The organism is Micromonospora trifolii, assembly GCF_022229005.1.
Classification (GTDB): Bacteria; Actinomycetota; Actinomycetes; order Mycobacteriales; family Micromonosporaceae; genus Micromonospora; species Micromonospora trifolii.
Window position 1 is genome coordinate 64,499 of record NZ_JAKKFD010000011.1, and the last position, 23,285, is coordinate 87,783.

The following is a 23,285-nucleotide window of genomic DNA, read 5'->3' on the forward strand; positions in this document are numbered from 1 at the left end:
TCGGCACCACCAGCCCGGGGGTCTTCGTCCACGTGACGGAGGCCCCCGGGTCGCTGTTTCTCGGTGCGCCACCTGCCTTCCTAGACTGGGGCGATGAGCGTTGGCACCGACGGTCGGGGGATGGCCGAGCTGGCGGCCCTGCTGGCCGACGGCACCCGCGCCGGAATGTGCCTGGCGCTGCTCGACGGGCGGGCGTGGACCGCCGGTGAGCTGGCCCGGCGCGCCGGTGTCGCCCCGTCGACGGCCAGCGACCACCTCACCCGACTCGTCCGCGGTGGCCTGCTCGTCGAGGAACGGCAGGGCCGGCACCGCTACCTGCGGCTGGCCGGGCCGTCCGTGGCCCAGCTCATCGAGGACCTGGCCGGGCACGCCCCGGCCACACCCACCCCGACCGGGTCGCTGCGCGCGACGACCGCCACCGCCTCCCTGGCGTACGCCCGAACCTGCTACGACCACCTCGCCGGGCGGCTGGGCGTGCTGATGTACGACGCGCTGCTGGCCGAGCGGCGGCTCGACCGGTCCAGCGGGTTGGCCCTCACACCCGACGGGTGGGCCTGGGCGGCCGGGTTGGGCGTACCCGTGGACGTGCTGCGCGCCGCCCGCCGCCCGGTGGTCCGCGACTGCCTGGACTGGACCGAACGCCGCCCGCACCTGGCCGGCGCGCTCGGCGCGGCGCTCTGCCGCCGCTTCACCGACCTGGGCTGGATCAGCCAGGGCACCGGCCGCGCCGTCCGTCTCACTCCCACCGGCCGACCTGGCCTGGCCGCAGCCCTGGCCATCCCCGAACACGCCCTCGACCCGCCGGCAGCCCCGCCGCCCACGAGCGGCCGCGCCTGACGGGTGACCGCGCCGGGATCGTTCGGTGTGGGGCGAACGGTTCGCGCCCTACGGTCGGGCGGTGACTGACAACTGGCCACACATTGCGCCCGCCCCGGGAACACCGGCGTGTGGGCCGCCCTCGTTCGAACCGGAACGCGGTTGGTGGGTGACCCGGCACGCCGACGTGCGGGCGGCGCTGCTGGCGCTCGCGCCGCAGGGCCCGCCGGAGGTACTGGCGAACCTGATCGGTCTGCTGGTCCAGGCGTGCGACGCGACCGCCGGCCTGATCGGCGCCGCCGCCCATCACCTGCTGGCCCCGGCCGCCCCGCGAACGGCGGCCACGGCACGGACCGCCGACCTGCTGGCCGAGGTGCTGCGCCTCGACCCGCCGGTCCGGGCCACCCGACGGGTCACGGTCGAGGCGGTACGGCTGGGCGGGCGGGAACTGCCGGCGGGCAGCCCGGTGCTGCTGCGCTTCGACGCGGCCAACCGTGACCCGCAGGCGTTCACCGAACCCGCGACGCTCCAGCCCGGTCGGCCCGGTGCCGGGCTGTTGACCTTCGGGACGGGGGAGCGGGGTTGCCCCGGCGACCGGCACGCCCTGGCCCTGGCCACCGGGGTGCTCGACGTGCTGCGGGAACGCTGCCGGCGCGGCCCGACCCCGGTGCGCCACGAGCCGCACCCGACCCTGCGAGTGCCGACAACTCTGGAGGTGACCGTCCGATGATCGACCGTCGTGCCGCGTTCCACGCCCTGCACCGCGCCGGGCGTCCCCTGCTGTTGCCCAACGCGTGGGACCACGCGTCGGCGGCGGCGCTCGCCGCCCGTGGACATCCGGCCATCGGTACCACCAGCCTCGGGGTCGCCGCGACCGCCGGCCTTCCCGACGGCGCTGCGGCCACCGCGACGGAGACCCTCGCCCTGGCCCGCCGGCTGGCCCGGCTGCCGGTGCTGCTCACAGTGGACGTGGAGGCCGGGTTCAGCGACGACCCGGCGGAGGTCGCCGAGTACGTGGCGGAGTTGGCCGGACTCGGCGTGGTCGGGATCAACCTGGAGGACGGGCGCGCCGACGGCACCCTCGCCGACACCGAGGTCGCCGCTGCCAAGGTCGCGGCCGTGAAGGCGGCGGTGCCGGAGCTGTTCATCAACGCCCGCACCGACACCTGGTGGCTCGGGGTGGACGACCCGCTGCCGCGGACCCTCGCTCGCGCTCGTGCCTACCGGGTGGCCGGTGCCGACGGGATCTTCGTGCCCGGGACTGTCGACCTGGCCACCCTGCGCGTGCTCACCGAGGGGATCGACGCTCCGGTGAACGCGCTGTACCAGCCGGGCGGTCCAGGGCTGGTCGAGTTGGGCGGGGCCGGGGTGGCCCGGGTCAGCACCGGCTCGCTGCTGTTCCGGGCCGCGCTGGGCGCCGCGCTCGCCGCCGCCGACGCCGTCGCCCACGGCGGGTCCGGCACACCGGCGGGACTGCCGTCGTACGCCGAGGTGCAGGCCCTGGTGCCGGCGGACGGTGACTGACGGTGCGGCCGGGCGCTCGGCGGTGAGTGGCGGGCTGGGCTTGGCTCATGCTCTGTGGCCCGTCGGCGAGGCCGTGCTCGGGCTCGCGCGGGACCACCCGGTGGGTGGTGGGTGGTGTGTTGGTCGGTGCCTTTGGAGCTGAATCGTTTGTGACATCACGGGTCCGCTTGCTTAGGGCTCCGGGCTCGCGCTCGGGTGGTTCTCCCCGGGCGGTCCGCCCCGGGAAGGGGAGCCGGCGGCGTTGATTCGTTGACGACATCAGCTCCAAAGGCGCCACACCCAAGGGGCACCCTCCGGGCGGGGGCGCCGTCGACGCTCCGTTCGGGGGGAGATAGGAGGAATGTTCGGTCCGTTCCGGTCCCGATGATTACGGTGTGTTTCAGGGCGAACCACCCAGTGCCGTGACCGGAGAAAGGGACCCGTCATGCGAGTGCCCAGCCGTAGCCCGGGACAGCAGCCCGGTTCGCCTCCGTCGCCCACCGCCCCGGCCCGCCGTCGACCCTCCGGAGCGATCCCCCGCCGCGTCCCCGCCCCCGCTCCCGACCTGCCCGCCTACCGGGCCGCCGTCGCCGAACTGCTGGTCGAGGTCGGCGCACTGGCCGACGCGGCGAGCACCCGGGCCCGGCAGGTGCTCATCGACGAGCGGCTGCGGGAGCCGGCCCTCGCCGCCGTCCTCGACGCCACCCCGCAGGGCCTGATCGGCGCGCGCGAGACGCTGTTGCTGGAGATGGCCCGCTACCAACCGAACGACCGCACCTCGGCGGTTGACCTCAGCGCACTGGTCCGGATCTACCTGCTCTCCCGCATCGACGTGCTGTGGTGGCAGGACGCGCCGACCTTCGTCACCGACGATCAGGTCAACGGCAGCGCCGAGCTGGTCGACCTGGAGTGGCTGCGCCGCCGCGACCTGCTGCGCTTCCGCTACCAGGAGCAGCCCGCCACCATGCTGGGCCGGGCCGCCCGCGGGCTGCGTCGCCGGCTGCGACCCGACGCCACCCCGCGCACGGCGGGGTTGCTGTTCCGCCGCGCCCGACGCGAGGTGGTGGCGCTGCTCAACGACATCGGCCGGGAGTTCACCGCCGTCGCGCCTCCGGCCACCCCGCCGCTCTGGGTGACCAGCCTGGTCCGCAGCGCCGAGCACCAGTACCGGCTGCGCCGCCTGGGCTACGCGGCGATGCTGCCCAGCGGGCACTGCCTCGGCTACTCGGCCGACGTCGAGCTGGCCTGGTTCGCGCGTTTCGGCGCCCGGGACGCCCTGGCGGAGCTGCTGCTGAACCGGCAGGAGGCCGGTGAGCTGAACGTGATCGACGAGGGGCAGGCCTGGCACCTGTGTCTCGCGCCCACCGCGCGGCGTCGCCTACGCCGGGCGTACGAGGCCGAGATGGGGGTCTGAGCCGGTGTGCGGCATCGCGTTGAGCATCGGCTCCGAGGCCGACCCGGCGACCTTCCGGCGGATGCTCGCCGCCCTGGCCCCACGCGGTGAGGTGACCGAGACCCGGTCCGAGAGCGGGCTGCTCGCCGGCACCCGCCGGCTGCGGGTCGTCGACCGGGACCGGGCGGTGCAACCGTGGACGTCGACCGACGAGCGTTGGCTGCTCTGCTTCAACGGCGAGATCTTCAACTACCGGGAGTTGCGGGCGCAACTGACCCGCCTGGGGCAGGCCTTCCGCACCGAGAGCGACACCGAGGTGCTGCTCGCCGCGTTCCAGCAGTGGGGCGAGGCCGCGGTGACCCGGCTGCGCGGTGAGTACGCCTTCGCGGTCGTCGAACAGGCCACCGGCCGGGCATATCTGGCCCGCGACCCGCTCGGCGTCAAGCCGCTGTACTGGTCCCGTCGGCCCGGCTGCCTGCACCTCGCCTCCGAGGTCAAGGCGCTCGTCGGGCACGGCGCCCCGATTGCCGAGGTGCCGCCCGGGCACCACGGCTGGGCGGAGGCGAACGGGCACGTGCGACTGAGCCCGTACGTCGACCTGCTCACCATCGGCGACGGCCTGCCGGTCATCGACGACCCGGACGAGGCCGCGCTGCTGGTCCGCGCCGCGCTCAGCGATGCGATCCGGATGCGGGTGGAGACCGACCTGACCGTCGGGGTGGTGCTCTCCGGTGGGTTGGACAGCTCGTTGACCCTGCGGCAGGTGCGCGACATCCACCCGGACTGCGTCGCGGTGACCGTCGGCGTGGCGGACAGCCCCGACGTGGCGTACGCGCGTCGGCTCGCCGCCGACCTCGACGTGCCGCACGTGGTGGTCGAGCTGCGACCGCGTGACATCCGGCTCGCCGACGTCCGCGAGGCCATCCGGATCTCCGAGCTGACCGAGTACGGCGACATCATCAACGCTGTCGTCTCGGTGCCGATCTTCCGGCGGCTCCGCGACCTCGGCATCAAGGTGGTGCTGACCGGCGACGGCTCCGACGAGCTGTTCGGCGGGTACCCGATGTACCGCCGGGTCGCCCCGGCGGCAGCCCGCCGACTGTTCCTGCACCGGATCCGCAACCTGTGCCGCACCGAGTTGCAGCGGGTCGACCGGGCCGCCATGGCACACGGCGTGGAGGCCCGGGTGCCGTTCCTCGACCTCAGCGTGGTGGAGCTGGCGATGCGGTTGCCGGTGGATCTGAAGCTGCGCCACGGGCAGGAGAAGTGGATCGTCCGGCGGGCGTTCGCCGACGTGCTGCCCGACTACATCCTCCGCCGTCCGAAGAACCCGATGTCGTACTCGACGGGGTTGCACGAGCGGGTCCGGCTCTACAAGCCGCTCTTCGCCCGGCTGCACCGCTCGTTCGGCTACGACCTTCAGGAGCCGGTCCGTCGGGACTTCGACACCGTGCTGAGCCGCTGCGGCAACGACCTGGACCGGGCCATCGCCGACGGGCTGAGCCGACCCGACTACACGGTCCTGGAGCACGCCCGCGACCTGGTGGGCGCGGCCAAGTGGAACGCCGCTCCGATGGTCCGCCGGCTGGTCGGCCCGCGCCCGGCCCGCCACTGACGGCCGCCCCGCACGCCACGCTTGACTCTGACACGGTGTCAGGGACGAGTGTGAGGGGACCATGTTCACCATCGGAGACTTCGCCAGACTCGGCCGGGTGTCGGTGCGGATGCTGCGCCACTACGACAGCATCGGCCTGCTGCCGCCCGCCAGCGTCGACCCGCACACCGGTTACCGCTTCTACCGCGCCGACCAGCTGCGCCGGCTCAACCGGGTGATCGCCCTCAAGGAGTTGGGCCTCACCCTCGAACAGGTGCGCGCGATCGTCGACGACGCCGTCGACGTGGCCGAGCTGCGCGGCATGCTGCGGCTGCGCCGGAGCCAACTGGCGGAACAGTTGGCCGCCGACACGGCCCGGCTCACGGCTGTCGAGGCGAGGCTCCGAATGATCGAGTCGGAGGGTCGGATGACCACCCAGGACGTCGTCCTCAAGGAGATCGCGCCGGTCCGCGTCGCGGAGCTGACCGCCGTCGCGGCCAGCTACCAGGGCGAGGACATCGGCCCGGTGATCCAGCCGCTCTACCCGGAGTTGTTCCGTCGGCTGGACGCCGCCGGGATCACGCCGACGGGGCCGGGCATCGCCTGGTACGAGCCGGCCGACTCGGGCGGCGACGCTGTCGTCGTGCACGCCGGTGTGCTCGTCGACGCCGAGCCGTCCGCGGCGCCCGACGTCGTGGTGCGCGACCTGCCGGAGCTGCGTAACGCCGCGACGATCATCCATCACGGTGCCATGGACGACGTCGAGCCGAGCATGCAGGCGCTCGCCCGGTGGATCGAGGACAACGGCTACCGCACCGACGGCTTCGCCCGGGAGGTCTACCTGGACTACTGCCCGGACGCCCCGGAGAAGGGCGTCACCGAACTTCAGGTCGCCGTGTACCGCGACTGAGCGTTCAGCTCACCAGCAGCAGCGCGCCGACCGCGGCCAGCGTGGCGGTGACCGCGAGCAGGGTGCTGGTCAGCACGAACCGGGTCAGCGGCACCGCCACCCCGGCCGCCCGGCACCGCTCGAACCACAGCAGGGTGGCCAGTGACGCCCAGGGGGCGGCCAGCGGGCCGACGTTGGTGCCGATCAGCAGGGCCAGCAGGCGGGTGTGGTCACCGGTCGGCAGCACCGACTCGCCGGCCAGGTAGGCGGGAAGGTTGTTCACCGCGTTGGCGAGCAGCGCTCCGGTGCCACCGGCGCGCAGGGCGCCCAGCGCGCCACCGTCGGCGCCGACCAGGGTGCCGACCAGGTCGTCCAGCCCGTGCCGGCCGAGGGTCTGTACCACCAGGAACAGGCCGGTGACGAAGAACAGCAGGCGCACCGGGACCAGCCCCGGGCGCAGCGTGGCGGGGGAGCGGACCACGAACCCGACCAGTACCAGCGCGAGCCCGACGGTGGAGGCGATCTCGATCTCCACGCCGGCGAGGATGCCGGCGACGAAGATCAGGCAACCGGCGAGCGCCGTACGGTGCAGCACCGGGTCGGCCGGCACGTGCCGGGTCGGCGGGACGAAACGCCCACCGAGGGGCCGCTCCCTCCGCCACCACCCGAACCAGAGCAGGGCCATGGTGACCGTCACGGCGGCGAACTGCGGCAACGCCATCCGAGCCGCGTACGCCAGGGGTGCCAGCCCGACCCGGTCGGCGGCGAGCAGGTTGGTCAGGTTGGACACCGGCAGCAGCAGGCTCGCGGTGTTCGCCAGCCAGACCGTGGTGACGGCGAGCGGGGCGGCGGGGATCCGCAGGTTCCGGGCCAGCGCGAGCAGCACCGGGGTGAGCAGCACTGCTGTGGTGTCGAGGTTGAGCACGAGGGTGGTCAGCGTGGCGAGACCACCGCAGAGCAGGAACAGCACTGCCCAACTGCCCCGGGAGGCGATGGCCAGTCGGCTGGCCAGCACGTCGAAGACGCCGGCCACGGCGGTCAGCTCGGCGAGCACGATCACGGTGCCGAGAAAGAGCAGCAGCGGCAGGATCCGGTGCAGGGTGGCGCTGGTCTCCGCGCGGGGGAGTAGCCCGCTCAGTGCGCAGGCCGCGCCGACCACGGCGAGGACGGCCGCCACCAGGTCCAGCGGGTGGGGTCGCCAGCGCGTGGTCGGTTCGGGCGGGGCGGCGACTGTCACGTCTGTTCACGTTGGCACAGGGCCTGGCCAGCCGTTTCGCAACCCCCGCCCTCGTGACGGACCCCACGGTTTCGCCCGAGAACCCGGTGCCACACCCGGTCCGGGCCCGTCACGTCCAATCCCATCGGCGGCGGGCCAGGCTGGTCCGATGCTTCATGTTCGCCGTGGAGCGGGCCGACAGGTGACGCCACCAGCCGCACCGGGCGGCGCAGGCGAGCAACCGTCGATGGGTCCCATCGCGTCCTATGGATATGCGCAAGACCCTGCCGGCCGCCGCGACGGCCCTCCTGCTTGCCCTGACCTCCTGTGCCCCGTCCGAGCCGCCGGGGCCGCCGGAGCCGTCGCGCGTCGGCCCGCCGCCGGCCACCCCGACCGCCTCCCGCCAGGACCCGGGGCAGGCCGAGCGGACCATGGCCAGCCTGCGCCGGGTGGACGACCTGCCGCTGTACGAGATGACCTACGTCGGGGCGTACGACCCGACGGTGGGCACCGACGCGCCGCCACCCAGCCCGTTCGGGTGCTCGCTGTTCGTCGCCGCGGGCGACCCCGACCGGCCGGTGTTCGCCCGCAACTTCGACTGGGACGCCAACCCGGCGCTGGTGCTGCGGACCGACCCGCCGGACGGGTACGCGTCCCTCTCGCTTGTCGACATCTCCTACCTCGGGGTCGGTGCGGACCCGGCCGGTGACCGTCGGCTGCTCAACGCGCCGCTGCTGCCCTTCGACGGGATGAACGAGCGGGGCCTCGCGGTGGGGCTGGCCGCCGACGACGCGGCCACGGCCCGCCCCGTGCCGGGCAGGCCCACCGTCGGCTCGGTCCGGATCCTGCGGCTGGTGCTGGACCGGGCCGCCACCGTCGACGAGGCGATCGCCGTCTTCACCGGGCACAACCTCGACTTCGACGGCGGGCCGCCACTGCACTACCTGCTGGCCGACGCGACCGGAGCGTCAGCGGTGATCGAGTTCGTCGATGGTGAGCTGCGGGTGGAACGGGGCGCGGGCGGCTGGCAGGCGCTGACGAACGTGCCGGTCGTCGGGGTGCCCGAGCAGCGGCGGCGTGCGGACCGCCGGTACGGGCAGATCGCCGCCGCGCTGACCGACGCCGGCGGGGTGCTGGACGTCGCCGCGGCGCACCGGCTGCTCGCCGCCGTCCGTCAGGGGCACACCCGCTGGTCCGTCACGTACGGCCTGCGCAGCGGCGAGGTCCGGCTGGTCACCGCGACCGGTGCGGGCGAGCGGCGCTACCGACTGCCGATGAGCTGACGGGTCGGCTCTCCCGGACGTGGCCGGGCCCGGCCCCCTCGGATCGGGGACCGGGCCCGGTGTGGTGCGCGGTGCCTACCAGCCCAGGTAGCTGGGCTGGGTCTGCACGTTGAGCTCCTGGTAGCGGGTCAGCTTGGCCGACCAGGTACGCCAGTCGTTCAGCTCCAGGACGTCCAGGCCCTTCACCATGTCGTTCGAGTAGATGTGGCCGTTGTAGTAGTACGCGGACCAGGTGCCGCCGCCGACGAACGTGTCGGCCGAGAGCGGGCCGCGCTCCCAGAAGGCGATCTCCTTCGGGTTGGCCGAGTCGGTGAAGTCGAACACCGAGATGCCACCCTGGTACCACGCCTGGACCATGATGTCCTTGCCGAGCACCGGGATCAGCGAGCCGTTGTGCGCCACGCAGTTCTCGGTGTCGGCGTTCGCCCGGGGGATCTTGTAGTAGCTGCGGAAGGTCATCGTCCGGGAGTTGCCGCGGCCGGCGATGTCGTAGATGGCGTCCGCACCGCGGTTCGGGCCGACGGTCTCGTTGCAGGTCGCCGCCCCGCCGCCACCCAGCTCGTCGGTGAAGATCACCTTGGTGCCGGCGTTGTTGAAGGTGGCCGAGTGCCAGAACGCGAAGTTGACCTCGTCCCGGACCTGGTTGATGACCCGGGGGGCCTCGCGGTTCTTGATGTCGAGCAGGATGCCGTCACCCATGCAGGCGCCGGCGGCCAGGTCCTTCGACGGGTAGGCGGTGATGTCGTGGCAACCGGTGGTCGCCGAGCCGGTCTGGCTGCCGGGGAAGCCGCCGTCCGGGAAGAGGTTCGGCGTCGCGACCACTGCCGCGTCGGTCGGCTTCTTCACCGGCACCTTGATGATGGAGATGGAGTCGTGCGGCGGCTGGCAGTCCGGGAATTCGGCCCGCGGGCTGTACGACGAGACGTACAGGTAGATGGCCTTGCGGTCCTTGCCCGGCACCAGGGTGTGGGTGTGCGAGCCGCAGGCCGTCTCGACGGACTTGATGTAGCGCGGGTTGGCCTTGTCCTTGATGTCGAAGACCTTGATGCCCTCCCACGAGCCCTTCACGTCCGCTCCCTGCGTGGTGCTGTTGCAGGAGTCGTCGCTGCGGGACGAGTCGGTGGAGAGGAAGAGCAGGTCACCGTGGACGGAGATGTCGTTCTGCGACCCCGGGCAGAGCACCCGGGCCTTGACCGTCGGGGCGCTGGGCCGCGAGATGTCGTAGATGACGAAGCCGTTGTAGTTGCCGGCGAACGCGTACTTGCCCTGGAAGGCGATATCGCTGTTCGTCGCGTCCAGTGGGGCGACCTTGGGCACGTTGGCGATCTGGCGCAGGTTGGGGCTGCTCACGATCTGGTCGACGCCGGGGATCGTGTTGGTGAGCGCGGGGGCCGGGGCCGCCTGCGACACCGTCTGGGCGTTGCTCGCCGGTGCGACGAGGGCGCTGGCGGCGAGGAGGCCGGTCGTGGCGAGCGCCACGACACGCAGTTGTCGTAACCGTGGCTTGTGGAATCTGATCATCGGCGGGGCCCTTCGCAAGGGGGAGACGATGGTTGACACGTTACCGTCCGACGAAGAACGTCGATGTGAGCTGGATCACATGAAAGCGGGTTCTTCAATGGATAGCATCGCGGTGACCTCGACTGCAGGGAGTGGCCCATGACCAACCGGCGCGCACGCATCCTGGCGGTCGTCACACTGGCGCTCGTGTTGCCGCTGGTGGTGTTCATGGTGGTCCGCCTCGACGGCGACACCGGTGCGAGCGCACCGCGGCCGGTCTCCGCGCCCGCCACCTCCGCCGCGTCGCCGACGGCCAGCCCCGTCCCCACCGACCTGACCGTCATCGCGCCCGGCCGTCCGGGCGAGACGGCGGCCACCCGCCCGGCGCACGAGGTCCGCGACGCCGGTCCCGCCCCGCACAACTCGCTGGACGTCTGGTTCGTCCGGATGATGATCCCGCACCACGCGCAGGCCCTGGCGATGGCGGAGCTCGCCCCCGACCGGGCCGCCGACCCCGACGTCCGGGCCCTCGCCGAGCGCATCCGGGCCAGCCAGGGGCCGGAGATGGGCATGATGCGCGGCTGGCTGCAGACCCGTGGCCTCCCGGCGGAGGTGCAGGGGCACGACCACGGCACCATGCGCGGCATGCAGACGCCGGAGGCGATGCGGCAACTCGCCGCGACCCGCGGCGCGGACTTCGACCGGCTCTTCGTCCGCATGATGACCGAGCACCACCAGGGCGCCATCGAGATGGCCACCAACCTGCTCACCGTCGGCTCCGACCTGACGCTCAACGAGTTCGCCAACTCCGTCGCCACCGAGCAGACCGTCGAGATCGACCGCATGCGCCAGGTCCTCGGCGGCTGACCCCGGGCGCGGGGCGCGAGGGCCGAGCGTCCCGACACGTACGCTGGGTGACCGTGAGACGCACAGTGTTCGGTCGCCCGCTGCGCGGCGTCGCCTTCGACGTTGCCGTCGCCGCGCTGGTGGTCCTCGTCTCCCTGGCCGCGGCGGTGAGCCAGCCGGGCGGTTGGGCGGCCACGGCGGTCGGCCTGGGGATGGCTGTGGCGTTGCTGTTCCGCCGCACCCACCCGAGCGCGGTGACGGTGGCCGTCGCGGCGCTCGCCCTGATCCAGGTGATCGCCCGCTGGGGTCCGCTCGTCTATGACGTGGCCGTCCTGATCGCGCTCTACAGCGTGGTGAAGTACGGCCGGCGGCTGCGCGACGGCGTACTGGCTGGCGCGGTCGCGGCCGTCGGCGTGCTGCTGGCTGCCGCGCAGACCCCCAACGTCATCCAGTGGTGGGTGACCGCGCTGTGGTACGCGCTGGTCACCGGCGCGGTGTGGTTGGTCGCGCTGAACGTGCGGACCCGCCGGCTCTACGTGCTCAGCCTGGAGGAGCGGGCCACCACCCTGGAACGCGAGCGGGAGGCCGAGTCCCGGGCGGCGGTCGCCGAGGAGCGCACCCGGATCGCTCGTGAGCTGCACGATGTCGTGGCCCACAGCATGGCCGTGATGATCGTCCAGGCGGACGGCGCCCGGTTCATGCTCGACCGTGACCCCGCCCAGGCACGCACCGCCGTGAAGGTGGTCGCGGACACCGGCCGGCAGGCCCTCGAAGAGATGCGCCGCCTGGTCGGCGTACTGCGCGACGCCGGCCCGGCCGGCTCGGACGGGGCCGACGGGCTGGCGGTGGCGGCCGACCCCGAGCATCGACGCCTCGCGCTGGCCGAGCTGCCCGACCTGCTGGCCCGGTTCGACGACGCCGGTCTGCACGTTCGCAGCACCGTCACCGGTGCGCCACCGGCCCTGCCGCCGGGCCTGGAGCTGACCGTCTACCGGGTGGTGCAGGAGGCGCTGACCAACGCGCTCAAGCACGCCGGCGTCGGCGCCGGCGTCGAGGTCGTCCTGTCGTACACCGCTGAGGCCGTCGTGGTCCGGGTGGTCGACGACGGTCGCGGCCGCCCGCTGGTCAGCCCGGCGCCGTCCGGCGGTCACGGCCTGCTCGGCATGCGGGAGCGGGTGACCGTGTACGACGGCAGCCTCACCGCCGGCCCCCGGCTGACCGGGGGCTGGCAGGTCGAGGTTCGGCTGCCGCTACCGTCAGAGCCGGCAACGGAGGTGATCGCGGCATGACGGTCCGAGTAGTGATCGTGGACGACCAGGCGCTGGTCCGCGCCGGGTTCCGGATGGTGCTGGAATCCCAGCCCGACCTGGAGGTCGTCGGGGAGGCGATCGACGGCGCGGACGCCCTGCGGGTGCTCGCCCGCACCGAGGCCGACGTGGTCGTGATGGACATCCGGATGCCCACCATGGACGGGGTGGAGGCGACCCGTCGACTCTGCGCCGAGCGACCCGAGGGCGGGCCCCGGGTGCTGGTGCTGACCACCTTCGACACCGAGGCGGACGCGTTCGCGGCGCTCCAGGCCGGGGCGAGTGGCTTCCTGCTCAAGAACGTCCCGCCGGAGGAACTGCTGGCCGCGATCCGGGTGGTGGCCCAGGGCGACTCGGTGGTGGCTCCGTCGATCACCCGGCGCCTGCTGGACCGGTTCGCCGGTCAACTCGGCGCCGCCCCGAGCGCCGACCCTCGACTCGCGCAGCTCACCGAACGGGAACGGGAGGTGCTGCTGCTGGTCGCCCAAGGGCTGTCCAACGCGGAGATCGCCGCCCGGGTGCACGTGGCCGAGGCGACGGTGAAGACCCACGTCGGGCGGATCCTGGCGAAGCTCCAGCTGCGCGACCGGGTTCAGGCGGTGGTCCTGGCGTACGAGAGCGGGCTGGTCACGCCCGGCGGATGACACCGCGTACGACCTGGGTCGTAGCGGCCGGCGGGCGTACCGCGACCCGGGGCGCACGCAGGTCGAGCGCGCAGGTGGAGATCGACAGACCGGTGCCGGCCATAGCGTCGGAGGGGTCCGATCCGCCACCTGCACCGGGAGCCCCGCATGATCCGCCTGACCCTGCGTTCGCTGCGCGCCGAGGCGCTGCGCATGCTGCTCTCGGCGCTCGCCGTCGTGCTCGGCGTCGCGTTCGTCGCCGGCACGATGATCTTCGTCGACGGGATGCGTTCCGGGGCGTACGAGCGGGCCGGCGCCTTCGACCGCCACACCGACCTGGGGGTCTACTCGGCCGGCCGCCAGGTGTTGCCCCCGGCACTGGTCGACCGGGTGCGGGCGGTCGACGGGGTGGCCGCCGCCGCCGGTGAGCTGACGAACACCGCCGGGATCGTCGGCGCCGACGGTCGGCCGGTGCTCGGCTTCACCATGCTCGTCGCCATCCCCACCGAGGACGCGCTGCGCTCGTACGAGGTGGTGTCCGGCCGGTTGCCCGACCGGGCCGGGGAGGTGGTGCTCGACGCGCCGACAGCGGCGGAGCAGGGCTTTGGGCTCGGCGCGGCGGTCCGGATCGGCGCCACCGGCGGGGCGGCCCGCCCGTACACACTGGTCGGCACCGTCGACGTGGCCGGCACCGCCCGCGACGTCGGCGGTCCGTTCGTCGGCCTGGTCGGGCCGGACGCGTTGGCCCTCACCGGCGAGCGGGGCTACGGCCGGATCATGGTTGCGGCCCGACCGGGCGTCGACGTCACGGCGCTGACCGAGCAGGTACGCGCCGTGTCCGGCGCCGAAGCCACACTGAAGAGTCGCCAGCAGATCCTCGACGAGGCCGTGGAGGACGCGGTCCGCAACGTGGACCAGTTCCGCATGCTGTTGTTGATCTTCGTGGGGGTCGCGATCGTGGTGGCCGGCTTCGTCATCGCCAACACCTTCGCGATCGTGCTGGCCCAGCGCACCCGACGGACCGCGCTGCTGCGCCTGATCGGCGCCACCCGGGGGCAGGTCTTCCGGTCCACAGTGCTGGAGTCGGCAGTGCTGGGGCTGGTCGCTTCCGCGCTCGGGGTGCTGTTCGGCGTGGCCCTCGCCGCCGGGTTGCGCCTGCTGCTGCCCCGACTGGACGTGCCGGTCACCGGTGGGCTGACCGTTACCGGTTCGACGGTGCTGACCGGCCTGCTGCTGGGCACCGGGCTCACCGTGTGCGCCGCCCTGCTGCCGGCCTGGCGGGGGACGCGGATCGCCCCGGTGGCCGCGCTCACCGACGCCGCGGTGCAGCCCAGCCGGGGTGCTGGCCGGGTTCGGCTGAGCGTCGGCGCGGTGGTCCTCGCGGTCGGTGTGGCCGCGCTGGGCGGTGCCGCCAGCGCCGGTCAGTTGCTACTGGTGGCGGTCGGAGGGGTGCTCACCTTCTTCGGGATCGTGCTGTTCGGGCCGGTGCTCGTCCCGGCGCTGGCCCGGGTGTTCGGCTGGCCGGTACGGCGCGTGCTCGGCACCATCGGTGAGCTGGCGGTCAACAACACGGTGCGCAACCCACGGCGGGTCGCCGCGACGGCCACCGCGCTGGTGATCGGTATCGGCCTGGTTTCGGCGTTCATGGTCGGCGCGCGCAGCACCAAGGACGGCATCGAACGCAGCGTGGACGCCCAGATCGGAACCGACTTCGTGGTCAGCGGAATCGGTCAGGATCTGCCGGCCGCGCTCGTCGGTGAGCTCGCCTCCCGCCCCGAGCTGGGTGTGGTGCACGAGCAGCGCAGCACTGTCGTCGACGACGTCGAGATCCGCGCGGCCCACCCGGCGCTGGTCGGCCGGACGCTGAGCGGGGTGCTGGCCGGCGACGCCGAGCGGGTCGGGCCGGGGCAGGTGCTGGTACACAGCGAGTTGGCTCGGGCCCGCGGCTGGCAGGTCGGCTCGCCGGTGACCGTCGGGGGGCGGCCGTTCCGGGTGGCCGCAGTGGTCACCGACGACACCCGCGGCCGCGACGCGCCCACGGGTCACGTCATCGACCTGTCCGACCAGGACTTCGCCGCGCTCTTTCCCGCCCAGCGCGGCTACCTGGCCGAGATCGACCCCGCCGCCGGGGTGAGCCCCGAGCGCGCCAGCGACGCGATCACCACGGTGCTGGGCCGCTACCCGACGGTGAACCTGATGGACCAGGGCGCGTACAAGAAGATGCTCACCGGCACTGTGGACATGCTGCTCGCCTTCGTCACCGCGCTGCTCGGCCTGGCCGTGATGATCGCCCTGGTCGGCGTGGCGAACACCCTGAGCCTGTCGGTGGTCGAACGGACCAGGGAGAACGCCGTGCTGCGGGCGGTCGGGCTCACCCGAGGACGGATGCGGGCGGTGCTCGCCGTCGAGGCGGTGCTGATGGCGCTGGTCGGCGCGGTGCTCGGAGTCGGGCTCGGCACCGGAGTCAGCGCGTCGGCGATGGCCCTGCTGGACCGTCTCGGCGGTGACTTCCACGTGGTGCTGCCGCTCGGCCAGCTCGGGCTGATCCTCGGCGTCGCGGTGCTGGCCGCCCTGCTCGCCTCGGTGCTGCCGGCCCGCCGGGCGCTGTCCCGCCCGGTCGTCGAGGCGCTCGCCGACCAGTGACCCTGCCGGGTCACGTCAGTGCTGGCAGACGGACATCCGCCGGCCGGTCCCGCCATCTTCCCCGGCGGCGGGACCGGCCAGCGGTGCCGGGTCTACAGGCGCTCGACCATCGGGCCGACGCACCGGTTGCGGGTGTCGAACACGTAGCGGGCGTGCTTGACCACGAGGTCGTAGTCGAAGGTGTCGTGGTCGGTGACCACCACCACCGCGTCGGCCGCGCGCACCTCCAGCTCGGTGAGCCCGACCACTGTGACCCCGGCGGGGATCTGGTGTGCCTCGGCGTACGGCTCGACGGCGTGCACCTCGGCGCCGAGGGCCTGCAACCGGCGGGCCACGTCCACGGCGGGGGAGTCGCGCATGTCGCCGGTGTTCTTCTTGTACGCCAGACCGAGTAGCAGCAGTCGGGCGCCGCTGACGGCCCGGCCGTCCCGGTTCAGGCCGCCCATGATCCGCTGGGTGACGTGTTCGGGCATCTCGTGGTTGACGTCGTTGGCCAGCTCGATGAAGCGGAACTGCCGACCGAGACGGCGCTTGACCTGCCAGGACAGGTAGCACGGGTCGATCGGCAGGCAGTGCCCGCCGACGCCGGGGCCGGGCCGGAACGGCAGGAAGCCGAACGGCTTGGTCGAGGCGGCGTCGATCGCCTGCCAGACGTCGATGTCGAGGTGGTGCGAGAGCATGGTCAGCTCGTTGATCAGCGCGATGTTGACCTGGCGGAAGGTGTTCTCGATCAGCTTGGTCAACTCGGCGACGCGGGTGGAGTCCACCGGTACGGTGCGCTCCACGAGGCGCTGGTAGAACTCGTCCACCCGGACCAGCGACGCCGCGTCCACACCGGAGACCACCTTCGGGGTGTTCTCCAGTCGCCAGGTCGGGTTGCCCGGGTCGATCCGCTCCGGGCTGTAGCCGAGGTGGAAGTCGCCGGGGCTGGTCAGCCCGCTGGCCGACTCCAACAGCGGGCGCAGGAGCTCCTCGGTGGTGCCCGGGTAGGTGGTCGATTCCAGGATCACCGTGCAGCCCGGGCGCACGTACGGGCCGATACCGATGCCGGCCTGCTCGACGAAGCTCAGGTCCGGGGTCCCGTCGCGCAGCGGGGTCGGCACCGTGATGACGCAGATGTCGAACCCGTCAGCGTCGGTGTACTCCGTGCTGGGGTGGTAGCGGCCGCTGCCCAACGCTCGGCCGAGCCGGTCGGCCGGGATGTCCTCGACGAACGACTCGCCGGAGGCGAGACGCTTCACCCGGTCGGCGTCGACGTCGAGACCGACCACGTCGAGCCCCGCCTCGACGGCCCGCATGGCCAGCGGCAGTCCGACGTACCCCTGACCGATCACGACCAGCTTTTCAGCGCTCACCCAGGCTCCCGCAGCAGATGGTGTAAATGGCCTGCTGAGAGCCTAGAGGCGTCTTCGGCGTCGTAAGTCCGTTTTGGGGATATCGGTGCTGGTGGGACTGCCGGGGGTCGGCGCCAGCGGTCGGCTCAACCGCCCGCCGGCACCTCCGGATCGACCGGCGCGGTGGAGGTGGGGGGTGGATCAGACGGCGGGGGCGCGCCGGTCGTCGGCGGCGCGCCCGTCGTGGGCGCCGCGCTGGTCGGCGGTGCCGTGGTGCCGCCCACCGTTGGCGTCGGCGGGCCGACCGTCTGGCTGGGTTCCAGGCTCGGCGTGGCGGAGATCGAGGCCGACGGGGAGTTGCCGGGGGCGTTCGGCCGGTTCGGCCGGCCCGGCTCGACACTGGTGATCTGCTCGTTCGCCGCTGGCGGGTCGACCGGGCCGCTCGGCGCCACCGTCGGCGAGGTGGTCGGCAGATTGACCGCCGGGTCCTCGCTGGCGTTGCGCGTCGCGGCCAGTGCCGCGCCGAGCCCGACCAGCGCGACCAGCACGGCCGCCGCCGCGCCGACCAGCGGACCCCGCCGTCGCTGGCGCCCGGTCGCCACAGCGGCGCCGGCCGGCACGTCCGTGCGGGTGCCCGGCCCAGCGTCACGCAGCGCGACCGGCCCGGCCATCGCCGTCGGCGGCTCGCCGCCGGTGACCGCCGTCCGAGCGGCCTCGGCCATCGCCGCTCCGCTGCTGAAGCGCTCCAGCGGATCCTTGGCCAGGGCCCGCGACACCAGGGCGCGGACCGCCTCCGGAATGTCGTGCGGCAGCTCCGGCGGCTCGTCGTCCAGGTGCCGCACGGCGACCTGGAGAGGATTGTCGCCGGTGAACGGCGGACTGCCGGTCAGGCAGCAGTAGGTGACCGCGCCCAGCGCGTAGATGTCGGTGGCACCGCTGACCGGGCGACCTGCGGCCTGCTCGGGAGCCATGTAGAGGGCGGTGCCCGGCACCGCGTTGGTGCTGGTGATGCTGGTGATGTCGGTGGAGCGGGCCACGCCGAAGTCCACCAGGACGACAGTGCCGTCCTCCTGCACCAGCAGGTTGCTGGGCTTCACGTCGCGGTGCACGATGCCGCCGCGATGCGCCGCGTTGAGCGCTGCGGCCGCCTGGGCCACGATCGACATCGTCTCGGCGACGTCGAGCCGCCCGGCCGCCTCGATCCGCTTGGACAACGGCTCGCCGGCGACGAACTCCATGACGAGGTAGTCCGCCCGCCCGCCGTCGGGGAGGTCGTCCGCGCCGCAGTCGAAGACCTGCACGATGCCGGGGTGCCGCAGCGCCGCCATGATCCGGGCCTCGGCGCGGAACCGGGCGATGAAGTCGGGATCGGAGACCAGCGCCGGCAGCAGAACCTTGACCGCGACCTGCCGGCCGAGGATCAGGTCGGAGGCACGCCAAACGTCGCCCATGCCGCCCGTGGCGACACGTTCGTCCAAGCGGTAGCGACCGCTGAGCACGACCTCCGATGACAACACCGCGTTACCGTACCTAGAGTGGCGACGGGCGGCGCGCCGTGGCAGGGCCACCGGGCGGCCGGTAAAGACTGGCTGATCCGGCGTGACCTGTGTGGACGCTCAACTTCTGTGACGCTGCGAATCTGTGGTGTCACAAAAAGCGACTATTTCCGTCGTCCGGGTCGCCGATGGTCGCAAGAAACCGCCGTCAGGCGTGGTTGGCGTCTGTCGCGCACCGACCGTTACGACGACGCGCCGCCGGGCCGGTTTGATAATTGTCACTCTTCCGTGACACGACGCCGACTTGTCGCGTCGTGAGCCCCCTCTTAGCGTTAGCCCGGCTCGCCCCCTTCCGGCTACCTCGGCGGGCAGCGCGCCGATCGACCACCCTGGCGTTGGCCCCGGACCCGCCGCCCCGACAATCGTGGTCACGGGCACAATCAGAGCGGTGGAGGGCGGTGCGGTGCGGGTGCTGATCGGGCGGACGACCCGTGCCGCGTGGCGTACGCCAGCCCGGTTGGCCGGGCCGACACGCCCCGAACGACGCGTGGGCCGCGCATGACCGCCGACCTGTCGAAGGTGGTGAGCGACGCGCAGGCCGGAGACGAGGAGGCGTTCCGCTTCCTCTACCGCAGTCTCCAGCCCGGGCTGCTGCGGTACCTGACCGCGCTCGTCGGGGCCGACGCCGAGGACGTCGCCTCCGAGGCCTGGCTCCAGATCTCCCGTGACCTGCCCGGCTTCAGCGGTGGCGAGTTCCGCGCCTGGGCTGTCACCATCGCCCGTAACCGCGCGATGGACCACCTGCGTCGGATGCGCCGCCGCCCTTCGCTCCCGGTCCCGGTCCAGGCGCTCGCCGAGCTCGCCAGCGACGCGGACACCGCCGAGCGAGCCAGCGAGACGATCGGTACCGAGACCGCCCTCGCGCTGATCGCCACCCTGCCGCCCCGGGAGGCCGAAGCCGTCCTGCTGCGGGCCGTGATCGGGCTGGACGCGGGATCCGCCGGCCGGGTGCTGGGCCGCCGGGCCGGCGCCGTGCGGACCGCCGCTCACCGCGGCCTACGCCGGCTCGCGGTCCTGCTGGAGCGGCAGACCCTGACCGAGGCTTCGGTCGGGGTCGAGGGGGTGCCACCGCCGCGTGCGGGAGGCGGCCCCGCACTGCGGGCATCGCACGTCGAACCGGCGGACGGCTGACGTGAGGGGACTCCCGATGAACCCGTTCCGGCGGGCCGACCATGCCGACACCGAGCGGCTGCTCGACTCGGCCCACGCCCGGGCGGACGCCACGCTGGATCAGGGCCACCCCGTCACGCCCACGGAAACGGACGCGACCTCGCCCGAGGTGCACCTGAGCGCTCCGAACGTACCCCCGGTCGAGCCGGTGGCCGCGTTGCTCGCCGCAGCGGCCGCCCCCGTCCGCCCAGGCGAGTTGGCCGGGGAGGAGGCCGCTGTGGCGGCGTTCCGGGCCGCCCGCGCCAACCCGGCGGCGGCCGTGCCGCAGCGGCCACACCGTCGCCGGGTGACCACCGGCGCGGTTGCCTGGATCGGCGCGGTGGCAGCTACCGCCACCGCGGGGGCCGCCTTCGCCGCGGTCACCCGGGACCGAGCGCCAGACCCGGTCGCACCGGCACCGTCGCGCCCGTCACCCTCGCCGCACCACAGCACATCCCGGTCGGCCGAGCCCGGTCGGTCGGTGGCCCCGGTGGCCCCGTCGCCGGGCGCGCCGTCGCCCGTCACCACAACGCCGCCGGCCAGCCCCGCTCCCGTCGGCCAGGTGCACGGGCTGTGCCGCGCGTGGCGGGCGAAGAAGCCCGAGCAGCGGGAGAAGGCGCTACGTACGCCGGCCTTCCAGAAGCTCGTGACAGCCGCTGGCGGCCCCGCCGAGGTCGAGGCGTACTGCCAGCGGCTGGTGCCTGAGACGAAGCCGTCCGAGCCGGCGAAGGGCAAGCCGTCGCCATCGGCGAAGGCACCACAGTCACCGCCGCGACCGGGCCACCCCGCTGGCGGCTGACCGGTCGGCCCTCGAGCGGTGTGGTTCCGCCCTGCTCCGGAAATTCGTCTGTTAGACAGAATTTGGTGGCGCCGTGCACGCCCCCGCCGGTGTCGGTGGGTGGGCTTACGGTGGCACAGTGTGCCGGACCCGGCGCACGGGAGAGGGGGCCCGACCCTTGGTAACGTCATCTGACCTGGACCGCAGCGCCATCCTGCGCGAGTCCGCAGCCGTAGTTCGACACCTCGCCCGGATCTGCTTCAAGACCGGCCCACCCACCCACACAGGCGTCGAACTGGAATGGACCGTGCACGACGCCGCCGATCCCGCCCGCCCCGTCGACGCGACGCGGCTGCGGGCGGCGCTGGGGCGGCACAGCCCCGTCACGCTGGATGCGACCAGCCCAGCCGAGCCGCTGCGACACGGCGGCATGGTCACCCTTGAGCCGGGTGGCCAGTTGGAGATCTCCTCCCTGCCCCGCCCCTCGGTCGCCGCGTTGATCCGCGCCACCGAAGCCGACATCGCCCAGGTCACCGACCTGCTGGCCGCCGCCGGGCTGATCCTCGGCCGCAGCGGCATCGACCCCCACCGACGGCCCCGCCCGGTGGTGGAAACCCCCCGTTACCGCGCGATGCGCGGAGCCTTCGACCGCCGCGGCCCGGCCGGCCGCACGATGATGTACAGCACCGCCGGCCTGCAGATCTGCCTCGACGCCGGTGAGTCGGACCAGATCGCCGACCGCTGGGCCGCGGCCCACGCGGTCGGGCCCCCACTGCTCGCGGCGTTCGCCTCCGCCGCTCGGCACGCCGGGCGGCGCACCGGTTGGGCCTCCGCCCGGATGGCCGCCTGGCTGGCCATCGAACCGGCTCGGACCCGCCCGGTCTGGTCGCCCGCGCGGGCCGGAGACGATCCGACCGACGCCTGGGTCAGCTACGTGCTCGCCGCACCGCTGCTCTGTCTGCGCCGGCACGGCGGCGACTGGGCCGCGCCGCCCGGGGTGACCTTCGCCGACTGGCTCAATGGCGCGCTCCCACAACCGCCTACCACCGATGACCTCGACTACCACGTCAGCACCCTCTTCCCGCCGGTGCGGCCACGCGGCTACCTGGAGCTGCGCTACCTGGACGCCCAACCCGACCGCGACTGGCGGCTGCCACTGGCGGTGCTGACCGCCCTGTTCGGCGACGCGGGCACCGTGCGCGAGGCGTACACGATCGCCACGCCGGTGGCGCACCGCTGGTCGGCCGCGGCCCGGCGCGGCCTGTCCGACCCGCCCCTGGCCGCCGCCGCCGCGGCCCTGCTCGACCTGGCCCTGACCACGCTGCCCCGACTGGAGCTGCCGGCCAGCACCCACGACGAGATCCAACGGGGGGTACGCCAGCGGCTGGCGAGCGCAGGAAGGGGAGACCAGTGAGCGCGAGGAGTGAGCCGGGGTTGCGAGCCTCGCAGTCGCGAACGGAAGGCGGTTCGGTGAGCGCGAGGAGTGAGCCGGGGTTGCGAGCCTCGCAGGCGGGGCGGGTCGACGGGGAGCAGTTGCGTGACCGCATCGCTGTGGAGTTGGCGCGGGCCCGGTCCCGGACCGCATTGCTGACCGAGGTGGTCGACGACGCCGACCTGACGCGCCAGCACTCACCGCTGATGTCGCCGCTGGTCTGGGACCTCGCCCATGTCGGTAACCAGGAGGAGCTCTGGTTGGTCCGGGACGTCGGGGGCCGGGAGCCGGTCCGGTGTGACATCGACGAGTTGTACGACGCGTTCAAGCAGCCGCGCCGGGACCGCCCGGCGCTGCCCCTGTTGCCGCCGGCGGAGGCGCGCGCCTATCTGGCGACAGTTCGGGACAAGGTGCACGACCTGCTCGACGCGGTGGCCTTCACCGAGCGGCCGCTGGTCGCCGACGGGTTCGCCTTCGGCATGATCGTGCAGCACGAGCAGCAGCACGACGAGACGATGCTCGCCACCCACCAGCTGCGTTCGGGGCCGGCGGTGCTGCACGCCCCGGCGCCGCCTGAGCCGTCGGTCCGGTTCGGCGCGGAGGTGCTGGTGCCGGCAGGCGAGTTCACCATGGGCACCGACACCGATCCGTGGGCGTTGGACAACGAACGTCCGGCGCACCGGGTCGACCTCCCGGCGTACGTCATCGACGCCGCTCCGGTGACCAACGGCCAGTTCGCGGCCTTCATCGCCGACGGCGGGTACACCGATGAGCGCTGGTGGAGCCCGGCGGGCTGGGAGCACCGGGTTCGGGAGCAGCTCAGCGCGCCGATGCACTGGCGTCCGGACGGCGACTGGTGGTCGTACCGGCGCTTCGGTCAGTGGGCGCGGGTGCGTGCCGACGAACCGGTGGTGCACGTGTGCTGGTACGAGGCGCAGGCGTACGCGGCGTGGGCCGGCAAGCGGCTGCCGACCGAGGCGGAGTGGGAGAAGGCGGCCCGGTGGGACCCGACGACCGGGCGGTCGCGTCGGTACCCGTGGGGGGACGAGGACCCGAGCGAGGAGCACGCCAACCTCGATCAGCGCCATCTGCGGCCGGCGCCGGTGGGCGCGTACCCGGCGGGTGCCTCGCCGTTGGGTGTGCACCAGCTCATCGGTGACGTCTGGGAGTGGACCTCGACCGCGTTCGATGGGCATCCGGGGTTCGCCGCGTTCCCCTATCGCGAATACTCGGAGGTCTTCTTCGGCGGCGACCACCGGGTGCTGCGCGGTGGCTCCTTCGGCACCGACCGTTCTGCCTGCCGGGGCACCTTCCGTAACTGGGACTATCCGATCCGCCGGCAGATCTTCAGCGGTTTCCGCTGCGCCCGGGACGCGCGACCGGACGAGTCGTACCGGTGAGTCGCCGTTCGACCGGCGGCCCG

Annotated in this window: 19 protein-coding genes; 15 read left to right on the plus strand and 4 right to left on the minus strand. The window is 73.2% G+C overall.

The window, feature by feature from the left end; translation table 11 throughout:
• The first annotated feature begins 93 nt into the window (after positions 1-93).
• The 6 genes from NIE79_RS07910 (at position 94) to NIE79_RS07935 (ending at position 6,216) form a co-directional block, all read left to right on the plus strand.
• Entirely contained in the window at positions 94-837 is a 744-nt protein-coding gene (locus NIE79_RS07910) for an ArsR/SmtB family transcription factor (RefSeq protein WP_238677917.1), read from the plus strand.
• 61 nt (positions 838-898) lie between these two features.
• Positions 899-1,546, plus strand: coding sequence for a cytochrome P450 (locus NIE79_RS33965; protein ID WP_238677918.1), 648 nt, complete (start codon positions 899-901; stop codon positions 1,544-1,546).
• Positions 1,543-2,340: an isocitrate lyase/PEP mutase family protein gene (locus NIE79_RS07920; RefSeq protein WP_238677919.1), complete on the plus strand. Its 798-nt coding sequence runs from the start codon at positions 1,543-1,545 to the stop codon at positions 2,338-2,340. The genes NIE79_RS33965 and NIE79_RS07920 overlap by 4 nt, the downstream gene beginning before the upstream one ends.
• A 424-nt stretch (positions 2,341-2,764) precedes the next feature.
• Positions 2,765-3,733 carry a DUF5715 family protein gene (locus NIE79_RS07925; RefSeq protein ID WP_238677920.1) on the plus strand — a complete coding sequence of 323 codons (969 nt, stop codon included), beginning with the start codon at positions 2,765-2,767 and terminating at the stop codon, positions 3,731-3,733.
• A gap of 4 nt (positions 3,734-3,737) precedes the next feature.
• The gene (locus NIE79_RS07930; protein ID WP_238677921.1) at positions 3,738-5,327 is read left to right on the plus strand and encodes an asparagine synthetase B family protein; all 1,590 of its coding nucleotides are present in this window, start codon (positions 3,738-3,740) and stop codon (positions 5,325-5,327) included.
• Between the two features lie 61 nt (positions 5,328-5,388).
• The gene (locus tag NIE79_RS07935; protein WP_238677922.1) at positions 5,389-6,216 is read left to right on the plus strand and encodes a MerR family transcriptional regulator; all 828 of its coding nucleotides are present in this window, start codon (positions 5,389-5,391) and stop codon (positions 6,214-6,216) included.
• A gap of 4 nt (positions 6,217-6,220) precedes the next feature.
• Here NIE79_RS07935 and NIE79_RS07940 read toward each other — a convergent pair whose 3' ends face one another.
• Positions 6,221-7,432, minus strand: coding sequence for an ArsB/NhaD family transporter (locus NIE79_RS07940; protein WP_238677923.1), 1,212 nt, complete (start codon positions 7,430-7,432; stop codon positions 6,221-6,223).
• A gap of 251 nt (positions 7,433-7,683) precedes the next feature.
• Between NIE79_RS07940 and NIE79_RS07945 the strand changes: the two genes are divergently transcribed.
• Entirely contained in the window at positions 7,684-8,694 is a 1,011-nt protein-coding gene (locus tag NIE79_RS07945; protein WP_238677924.1) for a linear amide C-N hydrolase, read from the plus strand.
• 75 nt (positions 8,695-8,769) lie between these two features.
• Here NIE79_RS07945 and NIE79_RS07950 read toward each other — a convergent pair whose 3' ends face one another.
• Complete coding sequence (locus NIE79_RS07950; RefSeq protein WP_238677925.1) at positions 8,770-10,215, minus strand: LVIVD repeat-containing protein; 1,446 nt, start codon at positions 10,213-10,215, stop codon at positions 8,770-8,772.
• 138 nt (positions 10,216-10,353) lie between these two features.
• Between NIE79_RS07950 and NIE79_RS07955 the strand changes: the two genes are divergently transcribed.
• The 4 genes from NIE79_RS07955 to NIE79_RS07970 all read left to right on the plus strand — a co-directional run bounded on the left by NIE79_RS07955 (position 10,354) and on the right by NIE79_RS07970 (position 15,613).
• Positions 10,354-11,061 (plus strand): DUF305 domain-containing protein, encoded by a 708-nt coding sequence (locus NIE79_RS07955; RefSeq protein ID WP_238677926.1) that lies wholly within the window; start codon positions 10,354-10,356, stop codon positions 11,059-11,061.
• A gap of 47 nt (positions 11,062-11,108) precedes the next feature.
• Complete coding sequence (locus NIE79_RS07960) at positions 11,109-12,329, plus strand: sensor histidine kinase (RefSeq protein ID WP_238677927.1); 1,221 nt, start codon at positions 11,109-11,111, stop codon at positions 12,327-12,329.
• A complete protein-coding gene (locus NIE79_RS07965; protein ID WP_112587120.1) occupies positions 12,326-12,991 on the plus strand; it encodes a response regulator in 666 nt (221 codons plus the stop codon). The genes NIE79_RS07960 and NIE79_RS07965 overlap by 4 nt, the downstream gene beginning before the upstream one ends.
• 147 nt (positions 12,992-13,138) lie before the next feature.
• Entirely contained in the window at positions 13,139-15,613 is a 2,475-nt protein-coding gene (locus NIE79_RS07970; RefSeq protein ID WP_238677928.1) for an ABC transporter permease, read from the plus strand.
• Between the two features lie 92 nt (positions 15,614-15,705).
• Here NIE79_RS07970 and NIE79_RS07975 read toward each other — a convergent pair whose 3' ends face one another.
• Complete coding sequence (locus NIE79_RS07975) at positions 15,706-16,968, minus strand: nucleotide sugar dehydrogenase (RefSeq protein ID WP_238677929.1); 1,263 nt, start codon at positions 16,966-16,968, stop codon at positions 15,706-15,708.
• A 125-nt stretch (positions 16,969-17,093) separates the two neighbouring features.
• A complete protein-coding gene (locus tag NIE79_RS07980) occupies positions 17,094-18,464 on the minus strand; it encodes a serine/threonine-protein kinase (RefSeq protein WP_238677930.1) in 1,371 nt (456 codons plus the stop codon).
• Positions 18,465-19,001: 537 nt separating this feature from the next.
• Here NIE79_RS07980 and NIE79_RS07985 point away from each other — a divergent pair.
• From NIE79_RS07985 to egtB, 4 genes are all read left to right on the plus strand, one after another.
• Positions 19,002-19,634: an RNA polymerase sigma factor gene (locus NIE79_RS07985; RefSeq protein ID WP_238677931.1), complete on the plus strand. Its 633-nt coding sequence runs from the start codon at positions 19,002-19,004 to the stop codon at positions 19,632-19,634.
• Positions 19,635-19,650: 16 nt separating this feature from the next.
• On the plus strand, positions 19,651-20,451 hold the full coding sequence (locus tag NIE79_RS07990; RefSeq protein ID WP_238677932.1) for a hypothetical protein: 801 nt from the start codon (positions 19,651-19,653) through the stop codon (positions 20,449-20,451).
• A 157-nt stretch (positions 20,452-20,608) separates the two neighbouring features.
• Positions 20,609-21,844 (plus strand): ergothioneine biosynthesis glutamate--cysteine ligase EgtA, encoded by a 1,236-nt coding sequence (egtA, locus tag NIE79_RS07995; protein WP_238677933.1) that lies wholly within the window; start codon positions 20,609-20,611, stop codon positions 21,842-21,844.
• Between the two features lie 80 nt (positions 21,845-21,924).
• Complete coding sequence (gene egtB / locus NIE79_RS08000) at positions 21,925-23,262, plus strand: ergothioneine biosynthesis protein EgtB (protein WP_238678060.1); 1,338 nt, start codon at positions 21,925-21,927, stop codon at positions 23,260-23,262.
• Positions 23,263-23,285 lie beyond the last annotated feature (23 nt).